Genomic DNA, 11,556 nt, shown 5'->3' with positions numbered 1-11,556 from the left:
GTGAGAGGTGTGTGCGGGTGGGGCAGGTGGTCGCCAGGCCGTGGCGCGACCCGCCGCGCCGGGTGATGAGAGGTGTGGGCGGGTGGGCAGAGGGGTGTCGCCAGGTGGTGGCACTGCGTCGTAGCGTGAGGAGGCTGTTGATGTGTCTGGGGATTCCCGGGCGGCTTGTCGAGATCGTCGACGCGGAGCGGCATCTCGCGACGGTCGACGTCAGCGGGGTGCGGCGGACGATCAGCATCCGGCTGGTCGCGGCGGACGGCCCCAGGTCGGGGACTGGGTGCTGGTGCACGTCGGGTTCGCCCTGGCGGTGATCGACGAGGCCGAGGCGACGCGCACGCTCGAGGCGATGGAGAAGCTGGGCGCGGCCTACCAGGACGAGATCGAGGCGTTCGGCTCGTCCGCGATCCCCTGACCGCCGCGCTCGCCGCGCTCACCGTGTCGGCCGCGCTCGCCGTGTCGGCCACGCTCCTCGCGTCGGCTGTGCCCGTCGTGTCGGCCGTGCCTGCCCTGCTCGCCGTGTCCGCCTGGGCCGTCGTGTCCGCCTGGGCCGCCGTATCTGCCGGGATCGTTGCGTCTGCCACGCCTGCCGCGGCCGGTTCCACCGCTGCCGTACAGATCGTTCCGGCTCGCCGGCCGTAGCCGTCAGCCGTCACCGCGAGGAGGATCCGATGCGTTTCGTCGACGAGTTCCGCGATCCGGCGGCCGCGCGTGCGCTGGTGGCCGCCATCACGGAGCTGGCCGGGACGGACAGCTACGCGTTCATGGAGGTGTGCGGCGGCCACACCCACACCATCTACCGGCACGGCATCCAGCACCTGCTGCCCGAGTCGGTGGAGCTGGTGCACGGGCCGGGCTGCCCGGTGTGCGTCATCCCGATGGGACGGGTCGACGACGCCATCTGGCTGGCCGAGCAGCCGGGGGTCATCCTCACCTCGTTCGGCGACATGATGCGGGTGCCCGGTGGCCGCGGCAGCCTGCTGGAGGCCAGGGCGCGCGGGGCGGACGTCCGCTTCGTGTACTCGCCGCTGGACGCGCTCGGGGTGGCCGTGGACAACCCGGACCGGCACGTCGTGTTCTTCGCGGTCGGGTTCGAGACCACCGCCCCGTCCACCGCGGTGACGCTGCTGCGGGCCCGGGAGCTGGGGCTGACCAACTTCAGCGTGTTCTGCAACCACGTCACGATCATTCCGCCGCTGCGGGCGATCCTGCGCTCGCCCGGCCTGCGGCTGTCGGGCTTCATCGGGCCGGGGCACGTCTCGACCGTGGTGGGCAGCCGGCCGTACCGCTTCGTCCCCGAGACGTACGGCAGGCCGGTCGTGGTGGCCGGCTTCGAGCCGCTGGACATCCTCGCCGCGGTCGCGATGCTGCTCCGGCAGATCCGGCAGGGGCGCTGCGAGGTCGAGAACCAGTACGGCCGGGTGGTGCGCGAGGAGGGCAACCCCCAGGCGCTGGCGCTGATGGTGCGGGTGTTCGAGCTGCGGCCCCATTTCGAGTGGCGTGGGCTGGGCTTCATCGCGCAGAGCGCGCTGCGGCTGACCGACGGCTTCGCGCGGTTCGACGCCGAGCGGCGGTTCGACATGCCCGGCGTCCGCGTCGCCGACCCGAAGGCGTGCCAGTGCGGGGAGGTCCTCAAGGGCGTCCTCAAGCCGTGGGAGTGCAAGGTGTTCGGCACCGCCTGCACGCCGCAGACCCCGATCGGCACCTGCATGGTCTCCTCGGAGGGCGCCTGCGCGGCCTACTACACCTTCGGACGGATGGCCCTGCGGTGAGCGCGCCCCGTGACGAGGACGGCGCGCGGATGTTCGCCCGTTACGCCTACGCGCCGAACGAGCTCGGCTACTGCGGCCCGGCCGACGCGCCGCGGGCCCTGCTGACCGCCGGTGCCGCCGGTGCGACGGGTGCCGCGAGTGCGACCGACTCCGCCGGAGCTGGCGGAGCTGGTGCCACAGGGGGTGATCTGCGGGCGTTGGCCCGCCGCTTCCACGGAGCATGGCCGTACCTGCGGATCCTGGCCCGGCTCACCGGTATCGACGACCCGCTCGACCGCCGGGTGGTCGAGGCGTACTGGCTCGGCGGCGGCGTGTCGGAGGCGGTCGACCCCCGCGAGTTCGGCGCGGCGCTGCTGGCTGTGATCGGTCCGCAGGCCGGGTGGTACTGGCGGCACCTCACCCCGCAGATCCTTGACGAGGTCGCGCCGAACCACTGCTTCCACGTCTTCGGGGTCTACCCTTGGTCCCGGCTGCTGGACTCGCCGGACCCCACCTGGCCACTGCACGTGCTGGACAGCTGCCGGATTCGCTGGGGGCAGGTGACGGAACGCGACGGCGATCATGTCGTGGTGCGCTCCGCGGGCCTGACCTGGGAGAACGGCGGGCTCGGGCTGTCCGGGCCCCGGCCGCTGCGGGTCGCGCTCGTCACCGGCGGTGTCAGCTTCGCCCCCGACGTGCGACCGGGGGAGTGGGTCGCCCTGCACTGGGACCGGGTCAGCGGCCGGCTCACCGACGGGCAGGCCACGACGCTGCGCCGCGACACAGTGACCCAGCTTGAGCTCACCAACCGCCGGCTGGCCCGCACCCGGGAGGCCGGCCCGGCCGGGGAAGCGCTCACCCGACAGGTGCGGGACGACGCCTGACGGGTGGCGCGGCGGCGCTGCCCATGACGTCCGGCCTCCGGCCTCCGGCTTCTGGCCTGCTGTTGCTGCCCGCTGATCGCCGCTGCCCACCGCTGGCGGTGGGCTGACATGGGCTGTGCGGATCGGTTGACATGATTGGTCCAACCATCATACCGTTCTGTCAACAAAATGTGACATAGGTCAAAGCGTTGCCTGGCGCCACCTGAGATTCTTCCGAGCGGATGGTCATCCGCTGGTCATCCGCGTCGCGTGAGCACGGCGCTCGTCCACGGGGTTCCCGTCGCGGGGGTCGACGCCGGCCTGGGGAGCGATCGCTCGAGCGAACTCGGGAACGTCTCCCGCGAGCGGTGGGCCAGGCCAGCAGACACCATCCACGTCCGCTGTCCGCGCACGAGTACTCACAACCCTGAGGAGAACGATGAGCGAGACCGCCACCGATGCTGGTCTGGACGCTGCTCTGACCGTCGCCGAGGAGTTCGTCTATCGGGCCGAGCTCAGTCCGCCGCTGGCGGTCGGAACCGGTCCCTTCGGAACCCGGCTGTTCTTCGGCTTCGCCGGCGGCCGTGTGACAGGCAGGCGGATCAACGCCGATGTGCTGGCGGACAGCGGCGGCGACTGGGTCCTCATCGGCCTGGACGGTTTCGGGCGTATCGACGTGCGGGGCCTGTGGCGTACCGACGACGACGCGACCATCTACGTCCAGTACACCGGCCTCGTCGAGATGAACGAGGCCGTCGGGACCGCGTTACAGACCGGTGGCACGACCAGCCACACCGACCAGTATCTGAGTATCACCCTTCGGTTCGAGACCGGTGACGAGCGATACGCCTGGCTGCAGCGCCGTGTGTTCGTCGGCCGTGGGCGTCTTGTCAACGGCGCGATCGAGTTCGGTGTCTTCCGAATCGACTAGCCGAATCGACTAGCCGAATCGACTGGCCGAATCGACTGGCCGAGTTGACAGGGCGAGTCGACTCGGCCAGTCGACCGGGCGTGACCGACCGAGATTCACCCGGGGCGGGTGAACGGGCCTCTCCGGAGGGATTTTATCCCGATGGAGGCACCAGGTTGACCCTTATGAGGGGAGCGTGCCAGAGCACGGAAGATTATGGTCGGACGCGTAGCGCATGCCTTGGGAGGCGTTGTGACCCTGACGGGTGCTGAAGATGCCGATGTCGTCATTGTTGGCGCGCGACTTGCCGGTACGGCCACGGCGGTGCCGCTTGCGCGGGCCGGGCGAAAAGTGATCCTGCTGGACAGGACGAGTTTCCCGTCGGATCAGCTGTCGACGCACGTCCTGGTACCCAGCGGGGTGTCGGAACTGCAACGCATGGGCGCGCTGCCGCACATTCTGAAGCTCGGCCCCGCGCAGGCCCGTTATCTGGGTGTCACGGTCGGCGATATTCGTTTACGTGAGCGTTTCGCCACGGTGGACGGGATCGACTACGGGGTCTGCGTTCCGCGGTACGACCAGGACGTGTGCCTGGTCACCGCCTGCCGCGAGGCCGGTGCCGACGTACGTGAGAAATCCGTGTTCGAGGACGTGCTCTGGGAGAACGGTCGAGCCGTCGGTGTGCGCTACCGGCACGACGGGCGGAAGTACGAAATCCGGGCCAGGCTCGTGGTCGGTGCGGACGGCAGGCAGTCCAGGACCGCGGCGGCCGTCGGCGCCTGGACACCTTATCGGGGGTCGAAGAACGGGCGGGGATTCGCCTTCCGCTACATGGACGACCCCGCGGTGGACACGATCCACCACGAGATCTACGGCATATACCGCAGTGGCCCGCGCATTGTTCTGACTCTGCCGTCAAGCCCACGCGGACGCCTGCTCGTGGTGTTCATGGCCCCGGCGGACGACATTCCCCGTTTCCAGCAGGGCGGTGAGCGGTTCTGGCAGGAGGCCGTCGCCGAGGAGCCCGAGGTCGCGGAGCGGATCAGCGGCGCCCAGAACGTAAGCCAGCTCCGGTCGACCAGAAAACTGGCCTCCTACTACCGGCGGTCAAGCGGACCCGGGTGGGCGCTGGCGGGTGACTCCGGGCATTTCAAGGATCCTGTCGCAGGTCAGGGACAGCGTGACGCCCTGCGTCACGGGCGGCTTCTCGGCGAGGCGGCCAACGCCGTCCTCGACGATCGGGCTGCGCTCGACAGAGCTCTCCGTGCGTGGGAGAAGAACCGGGACGACGACACACGCAGCAGCTATCACTGGGGTAACCGGGAGTCCCGTCCGGACGCTCCCTCCGCGCTGATCCGCGAGGTTCTGCGGACGTTCGGGGACAGGGGCGAGGGCCGGCCGGACTTCAGCGACACCTTCAACCGGACGCGGAAGGTCGAGCACGTGATCGGGCCGTCAAGGATGGTGCGTGGCCTGGTCCGGGCGCTGGCCGCCCCCGGTGCGGACCGCCGCGGCATCCTGCGGGAGGTCGCGGGCGAGATCCCGACGGAGCTCGCCATTCGCTGGGAAACCCGGTTCGGCGGATTCCGTTACGACGGCTGGGCGCCGTCCGAACGGCCGGGCTGGTCGGTGGGGGAGCCACCCCGGCCGCGGACGGCCGAGGCGGAAGCCGCGCCCCAGCCGGCATCGTGAGGGCTGTTTCTCGTCCATGGGCGTGCGGCTTCGCGGGGCCGGGGCCGGCACGCCGGGACGTTCGACCGCTGCGGCGCCGTGAGGCGCGCCGACCAGGTCCGAGCGCAGGTCAAGACGGTCCCGCACGGCGCGTTCCGGTTCGCTGAACCGGTACGCGAGCGCCTCGCGCACCGGTACCAGCGCCGCCGCGGCACCGGCGAGCTGCCACACGTTGGCCAGCCGCTCCGGCGCGGCGAGCGCCTCGGCGTGCTCCCGGTCGTCACCGACCCACGCCCGGAGCACCACGATCGCGTACGGGCGATCGCCGTCGCGGGTCGGGGTGAACCGCTGCCGGTAGAGCCGCAGCCCTTCGACGGCCAGGGCCGGGTCGCGGAAGCCGGCGGTCATCGCGTACGGGAGGCCGACAGCGGCGGCCGTCCGCGCGGCGGACGCGCTGGAGCCGAGCAGGTACACCGGGGGCAGCGGCACGTCGTCCGGCGGCCCCGACGAGGACCTCCGGCGCGGAGACCGCCCGGCTGGCGGTGCCGTGATGTTCCGCGACCCAGTACCTGGAGTAGCCGGCCGTGTCGAGTTCCCTCGCCACCGCGACGGAGTCGTGGATGGCCTGCCGTGGGCCGGTGTCGCGGCCTACCGGCCCCTGGTCGAGCACGGACAGCGCGGTCAATCGAGCTCCTCGACTGGCTCTGGTGGGCTGGTGGGCTGCTGGGCCGGGCGGCCTTTTCAGGGGCGGCCCCGCCCAGCACCGTACCGCTGTTCCGTTGTCTTTTGTATTACGTGTTCCAGAACAGTTCTAAAGCCGTACCAAAATGATGGCCATGTCGCCCGCCAGGCCTCTTGTCCGGCTCTTCGGCCGACTGTAAGATCCGCCCAGTCGCAGGCCGCGTAAAAGACCGGATCCGGTGTCGGCCGCGTTATTCGTGTCAGCTTTCGTGGAGGCCGTGTTGTCTGGTGGGGGCACTGCCGTGTCGGCTTTTCCCGAGTGCCGCGCACGCCTTTACCAGCCGCCACGACCGTATCGACGTGCCGGTATCAGGAGATCTTTTTCCGGTGGCCGTACCGGTGGTGGTGCCAGAGACACCCGGAAAGTGTGGTGAGCCGTGGCAGGTCACGCTCCGCTTCATCTCGCCGTCGCGCTGGAGGGTGTCGGCTGGCACCCGGCCGCGTGGCGTTTCGCGCCGGTGCCCGCGCGCGAGTTCTACCGGCTGCGCTACTGGGCCGGCCAGGCCGCCGAGGCCGAGCGCGGTCAGGTCGGTGACCAGCTCGGCCCTGATCTCGCCCCGCCCGGCCGCGCGGCCCAGAACGCCGAGCAGCACCCGGTGGGCGGGCACGAACACGCGTTCGTCGGCCAGCGCCCGGCAGTCCCCACCGGCCTCGGGTCTCCTCCGATCTTCCGTAACCTCTCCCGTCCTTTCCCGCTGCCGACGTCTCACTGCCAACGGAGGGCTGATGGCTGCCTCGCCCAGTGGCGCGCCCACCACCATCGCTGCCGCCGAGGCCACCGGCTCGGCTCCGCGCGGCCGGCCGGCGCTGCTCCTCACCGCGATCGCGGTGAGCCAGCTGATGGTGGTGCTCGACGCCAGCGTGGTCAACATCGCGCTGCCCGACATCCGCTTCGACCTCGGGTTCTCACCGACCGGGCTGTCCTGGGTGCTCAACGCCTACACGCTGACCTTCGGCGGGCTGCTCCTGCTCGGCGGGCGGGCCGGGGACATCCTCGGACGCAGACGCGTCTTCCTCGCCGGGGTCTGGCTGTTCACCCTGGCCTCGCTGCTGGCCGGGCTCGCGCCGAACGCGGGAGCGCTGGTGGCCGCGCGGGCCCTGCAGGGCGTCGGTGCCGCGGTCGCGTCACCGACCGCGCTCGCTCTGATCGCCACCAACTTCGCCGGGCCGGCCCGGGCCAGGGCCATCGGCGTCTACGGCGCGGTGTCCGGGGCCGGCGGCGTGGTCGGGATGATCCTTGGTGGCGTGCTCACAGAATGGGCCTCCTGGTGCTGGACCATGTTCGTCAACGTGCCGATCGGAGTGTTCGTCGCGGCGCTCGCGACCGTCCATATCCGTGAGTCGGACCGGGCCGGCGGACGCTTCGACGTCACCGGGGCACTGCTGTCCACCCTCGGGGTCACCGCGCTGACCTACGTCCTGATCCGCAGCTCGTCCGGCAGCTGGCCCGAACTGCTGACGCTGACCGTGGTGGGTGTGCTGCTGCTGGTCGCCTTCGTGGCGGTCGAGCGGCGGACCGAGGCGCCGCTGACCCCGCTCGCGCTGTTCCGCAACCGCAACCGGGTCAGCGCGAACCTGCTGCTGCTGCTCGGCGGGTCGATCTTCGCCATCTTCTTCTTCGTCACCCAGTTCCTGCAGAACATCCTGCGGCTGACCCCGTTCCAGGCCGGGCTGGCGTTCGTGCCGTGGGGCATCGGGATCTTCGCGTTCTCCCACTGGTGTCCGGGCTGTCCGAACGGTTCGGCGCCAAACCCGTCCTGATCGTCGGTGCGACCGCCACTCTGACGGCAACCGTCTGGCTCACCCGGATCACCGAGCACAGCTCCTACCTCGCGGCCGTGCTCGGGCCGATGACGCTCTTCGGCGCCGGCATCGGGCTGCAGTTCGCCCTGGTCACCCGGATCGCGCTGGCCGACGTGGAACCCGGCATCGCCGGCGCCGCCGCCGGGGTGCTCAACGTCTCGCAGCGGCTGGGCGGCTCGATCGGGCTGGCCATCCTGGTGGCGGTGTTCGGCGCCGCGACCGCCGGCACGGCCGGCACCGCCACCGACGTCGTCCACGGCTACCGGATCGCGTTCTACGTCGGCGTCGGCTACACCGCGACAGCGCTCGCGCTGGCCGTGTTCGGGCTGACCGGTGCCAGGAAGCCGGTCACGCGGCCCGAGCTCGCCGGCGAGAGAGCCTGACGGATACCCCGCCCACATGTATCCCGACCACGCCGCTGGTGCCGCGTCAGGCGAAGCGGGCTCCGGCCCGCCGCACCGTCGTCATCCACATCCGTCCCGTCCTGCGCGCGGGACGGGGCTTCATCCGGCAGAGGACAGGGCTGTGGAAGTCGTGAGAGAAGCCGTGAGATTCGAGTTGCTGGGCCCTCTCCAACTGGTGAGCGACCGGGACGGTCCGAGGACGATCAGCGCGGCCAAAATCGAGACCCTGCTCGCCGTGCTTCTCATCCGCGCGAACCGCCCGGTCTTCTCCGAGGAGCTGATCAGCGAGATCTGGGGTGAGGAACGGCCCCGCCGGGCGCGCGCCGGACTGCACGTCTACGTTTCTCATCTACGTAAGATGTTCGCCCATTTCAGGGTGCGCAACGCGGTGATCGTAACGCACCCGCAGGGCTATCTGCTCGCGGTCGACGAGGCTTTGCTGGACACCTGCGAACTACGGGTGTCGCATGCCCGCGGGCGGGAGAACCGCATGCCTGATCCGGAGCGGGCGCTCGTCAGCTTCACCGCGGCGTCGCGGCTTTTCCGCGGGCCCGTGCTGGCCGGGATCGGCAGAGGCGCGACCACAACCACTTTCGTACGGTGGGCGGAGGAGATACGGCTGGAATGCCTGGAGTCGATCGCGTACTGCCTGCTGCGGACGGGACGCCACCGTGAGCTGGTGGGCGACCTGACGAACTGGGTCGAGGAGCACCCGCTGCACGAGGCCTTCCGGGAACAGCTGATGCTCGCGCTGCACCGGTCGGGCCGCCGCGCCGAAGCGCTCAGGGTGTTCCAGCACACCCGGCGGGTACTACGGGACGAGCTCGGGCTCGAGCCCGGTGAGACGATGCGCCGACTCCAGAACGCCATCCTGAACGACAGTCTCGACTATGCCGTGACGGGACAGGTCTGACTTCTTTCCCGCCCGGCTGCGTGGCCGCCCGGCTGCGTGGCCGTGTGGACCGGTGGCCCTGCCATCCCGACGTCGTGGATCGCCCTGTTTGTCTCGACTGATGATCGGATCCCTGTTGCCGGGCGCTCCCAACATGAGAAATGCTCAGGCTGCCAGCGGGGAGACGCGAGAGGAGGGCCGATGGGAGGCGCCGTACCGTACATCGCCCACCGTCCCAAGCGGGCTGACGGAAGACGCAACTACGACGCGATCCTCAGCGCCGCGCGCAAGGCGTTCGACGCCGCCGGTTCCGACGCGTCACTGGAGGAGATCGCCAGCCAGGCGGGGGTCGCCATCGGCACCCTCTACCGGCACTTCCCGACCCGGGCCTGTCTGGTCGAGGCCACGACCAGGGACGGTCTGCAGGCGCTTGTCGCGCGCGCCGAGGGCATGCGGGCCGACGGCGTCGACCCGCTCCACGCGCTGACGGACTGGATGGCCAACGCCATCGAGCACTTCAGCACCTTCCGGGGGCTGGTCGAGATCCTGACGCAGAGCATGTACGACGAGGGCACACCGTCACATGCCGTGTGCATGGCTATGCACCGCTGCGGGGCGGAGCTGCTGCGGGCGGCTCAGGACGCCGGCCGGGTCCGCGCGGACCTCACCCCCGAGGAACTGTTCGACCTGCTCGGCGGCGCGGCATGGGTACGGGAGAACGCACTGCCCGACAGGGACGGCAGCACTCGCTTCCTCCACCTGATCCTGGCAGGCATCACCGTCCGGGACCGCTGACAGTGCACCGTCACCAGGCTGTCACGGGCCGCTGGCCGGTCGCGGTCAGCCGCCGGCGGCCGGCTGACCGAACTGATCCGCATGCGCCGGGGTTACGCTGATCGCCGCGGGGCGACGTCGGCAGGTGTCGGCGGGCGACAGCACTGGCGGGGCGGCGAGGCGGCGTGGACGAGCAGCGGGAGAATGGTCCGACGGGTCAGGCGAGCACCACCCCGCCCGTGGACGCCGCCCTACGCGCCTGGGCGGTCACACATGCCCGCACCGTGGGCCGCACGGGTGATCCCGCGAGGGTCTCACCCCTGTCCGACGACGCGCGGCCGGCCGAACCAGCTCCCCGGCGGGACGAGCCGTGGGCGCCAGGTGATGTCGCTGTCGCCGAATCGTCGACCACCCTGACCGGTGGCCATACCGGCCCGGTCATGTCGGTGGCGTGGGCGGCCGAGCGGGACGGGCGGCTGCTGCTTGCCACCGGTGGTGAGGATGCCACGGCGCGGGTGTGGGATCCGTTCACCGGCACCTGCCTGCACACCCTCACCGGCCATGCCAACGGAGTCTGGTCGGTAGCGTGGGTGACCGACAGCGACGGACGGCTGCTGCTTGCTACCGGCAGTGAGGATACGACGGTGCGGGTGTGGGATCCGTTCACCGGCGCCTGCCTGCACACCATGACCCGCCGTCCCACCCGTAGCGTCATGTCGGTGGCGTGGGCGACCGGCGGTGACAGTCGGCCGTTGCTCGCCGCGGGCAGCCGCGACGCCACGGTGCAGGTGTGGGACACCCTCGCCGGCAGCTGCCTGCGCAACCTCACCGGCCACACCGACGGGGTCAACTCGGTGGCGTGGGCGACCGGCCGGGACGGCCAGCACCTGCTCGCCAGCGGCGGCGGCTACGACCGCACGGTACGGGTGTGGGACCCCCTGACCGGCACCTGCCTGCACACTCTCACCGGCCACACCGGCGGGGTCGACACGGTGGCGTGGGTGACCGGCCGGGACGGCCGGCTCCTGCTCGCCAGCGGCGGCGGCGACCGCACGGTGCGGGTGTGGGATCCGGCCAGCGGTGCCTGCCTGCACACCCTCACCGGCCACACCGACGGAGTCGGTTCGGTTGCGTGGGCCGCCGGTGGTGACGGCCGGGCTCCGCTACTCGCCTCCAGCAGCTTCGACGGCACGGTGCGGGTGTGGGACCCGGTCGGCGGCACCTGCCTGCGCACCCTCACCGGCTATCCCGGCCCGGTCTGGTCGGTGGCGTGGGCCGTCGGCGGGGAGGGCCGGCTCCTGCTCGCCACCGGCGGCGGCGACGCCACGGTGCGGGCGGTGGAGGTGCCGCGCCTGTCGGCGTCCACCATGGCCACATCGTCCACGGGCACATCGTCCAGCATGGTCATATCTTCGGTGCCCGCGGCTGTGGGCACGGCCGCGGCGGCGCTGCGGACCGCGGCGGCCGGGCTGGTCCTGCTGGGAGCCGGTGGGCTGTGGCCCCCACTGTCCCTGCTCGCGGACCTGGTCACCCTCACCGGCAAGCCCATCGCCGCCCCCGTCGGCACCGATCCCACCACTGTCGGTGGTGGCCCTGCTGGCGGCCGTATAACCGGCAGCGGCCGTAACGGCGTAAGCGTCGCTGGTAGCGGCACCGCCGACACCGGCGACGGGGAAACCACCGAGGCGGCCATCGCCACCGATACAGGGGCTCACGCCTTCTCTCGCCCAACCGGCGTCGCCTCTCGCCC

12 protein-coding genes and 1 pseudogene are annotated in these 11,556 nt (G+C 71.0%); 11 read left to right on the top strand and 2 right to left on the bottom strand.

Annotated elements, in window-relative coordinates; translation table 11 throughout:
* The first annotated feature begins 65 nt into the window (after positions 1-65).
* From AC5LUJ_RS20275 to AC5LUJ_RS20250, 6 genes are all read left to right on the top strand, one after another.
* On the top strand, positions 66-311 hold the full coding sequence (locus AC5LUJ_RS20275) for a HypC/HybG/HupF family hydrogenase formation chaperone (protein WP_493465526.1): 246 nt from the start codon (positions 66-68) through the stop codon (positions 309-311).
* Positions 278-412 (top strand): hypothetical protein, encoded by a 135-nt coding sequence (locus AC5LUJ_RS20270; protein ID WP_493465525.1) that lies wholly within the window; start codon positions 278-280, stop codon positions 410-412. The genes AC5LUJ_RS20275 and AC5LUJ_RS20270 overlap by 34 nt, the downstream gene beginning before the upstream one ends.
* Before the next feature lie 256 nt (positions 413-668).
* Complete coding sequence (gene hypD / locus AC5LUJ_RS20265; protein ID WP_493465524.1) at positions 669-1,769, top strand: hydrogenase formation protein HypD; 1,101 nt, start codon at positions 669-671, stop codon at positions 1,767-1,769.
* Positions 1,766-2,632 carry a DUF6390 family protein gene (locus AC5LUJ_RS20260; protein ID WP_493465523.1) on the top strand — a complete coding sequence of 289 codons (867 nt, stop codon included), beginning with the start codon at positions 1,766-1,768 and terminating at the stop codon, positions 2,630-2,632. The genes hypD and AC5LUJ_RS20260 overlap by 4 nt, the downstream gene beginning before the upstream one ends.
* Positions 2,633-3,050: 418 nt before the next feature.
* Positions 3,051-3,542, top strand: coding sequence for a DUF3237 domain-containing protein (locus AC5LUJ_RS20255; protein ID WP_013873759.1), 492 nt, complete (start codon positions 3,051-3,053; stop codon positions 3,540-3,542).
* Between the two features lie 231 nt (positions 3,543-3,773).
* A complete protein-coding gene (locus AC5LUJ_RS20250) occupies positions 3,774-5,213 on the top strand; it encodes an NAD(P)/FAD-dependent oxidoreductase (protein ID WP_493465522.1) in 1,440 nt (479 codons plus the stop codon).
* A gap of 93 nt (positions 5,214-5,306) precedes the next feature.
* Here AC5LUJ_RS20250 and AC5LUJ_RS20245 read toward each other — a convergent pair.
* Together AC5LUJ_RS20245 and AC5LUJ_RS20240 are read right to left on the bottom strand one after the other, a co-directional pair.
* A pseudogene (locus AC5LUJ_RS20245) lies at positions 5,307-5,681 on the bottom strand (LLM class flavin-dependent oxidoreductase); the annotation flags it as partial.
* 452 nt (positions 5,682-6,133) lie between these two features.
* Positions 6,134-6,547, bottom strand: a complete 414-nt coding sequence (locus AC5LUJ_RS20240; protein WP_493465521.1) for a hypothetical protein — start codon at positions 6,545-6,547, stop codon at positions 6,134-6,136.
* Positions 6,548-6,659: 112 nt separating this feature from the next.
* On the opposite strand from AC5LUJ_RS20240, the gene AC5LUJ_RS20235 reads away from it, so the two are divergent.
* The 5 genes from AC5LUJ_RS20235 to AC5LUJ_RS20215 all read left to right on the top strand — a co-directional run.
* Positions 6,660-7,694, top strand: coding sequence for an MFS transporter (locus AC5LUJ_RS20235; protein ID WP_250281338.1), 1,035 nt, complete (start codon positions 6,660-6,662; stop codon positions 7,692-7,694).
* The gene (locus tag AC5LUJ_RS20230; protein WP_250281336.1) at positions 7,652-8,119 is read left to right on the top strand and encodes an MFS transporter; all 468 of its coding nucleotides are present in this window, start codon (positions 7,652-7,654) and stop codon (positions 8,117-8,119) included. Before AC5LUJ_RS20235 ends, AC5LUJ_RS20230 begins: the two co-directional genes overlap by 43 nt.
* Positions 8,120-8,282: 163 nt before the next feature.
* A complete protein-coding gene (locus AC5LUJ_RS20225) occupies positions 8,283-9,053 on the top strand; it encodes an AfsR/SARP family transcriptional regulator (protein ID WP_250281334.1) in 771 nt (256 codons plus the stop codon).
* A 180-nt stretch (positions 9,054-9,233) separates the two neighbouring features.
* Complete coding sequence (locus AC5LUJ_RS20220) at positions 9,234-9,827, top strand: TetR/AcrR family transcriptional regulator (protein ID WP_250281332.1); 594 nt, start codon at positions 9,234-9,236, stop codon at positions 9,825-9,827.
* A gap of 164 nt (positions 9,828-9,991) precedes the next feature.
* Positions 9,992-11,556 (top strand): WD40 repeat domain-containing protein (locus tag AC5LUJ_RS20215; protein WP_493465520.1); only part of this gene is annotated, 1,565 nt, incomplete at its 3' end.

The sequence above is a fragment of the Protofrankia sp. CiP1_Cm_nod3 genome, from assembly GCF_982290655.1.
Note: the sequence above shows the minus strand (reverse complement) of the source record. Positions and strands in the feature narration are given on the sequence as shown.

Excerpts from the sequence above, each read along its gene's own strand:
- AC5LUJ_RS20275 (WP_493465526.1), top strand. The coding sequence starts at position 66 with ATGAGAGGTGTGGGCGGGTGGGCAGAGGGGTGTCGCCAGGTGGTGGCA.
- hypD (WP_493465524.1), top strand. The coding sequence starts at position 669 with ATGCGTTTCGTCGACGAGTTCCGCGATCCGGCGGCCGCGCGTGCGCTG.
- AC5LUJ_RS20255 (WP_013873759.1), top strand. The coding sequence starts at position 3,051 with ATGAGCGAGACCGCCACCGATGCTGGTCTGGACGCTGCTCTGACCGTC.
- AC5LUJ_RS20235 (WP_250281338.1), top strand. The coding sequence starts at position 6,660 with ATGGCTGCCTCGCCCAGTGGCGCGCCCACCACCATCGCTGCCGCCGAG.
- AC5LUJ_RS20220 (WP_250281332.1), top strand. The coding sequence starts at position 9,234 with ATGGGAGGCGCCGTACCGTACATCGCCCACCGTCCCAAGCGGGCTGAC.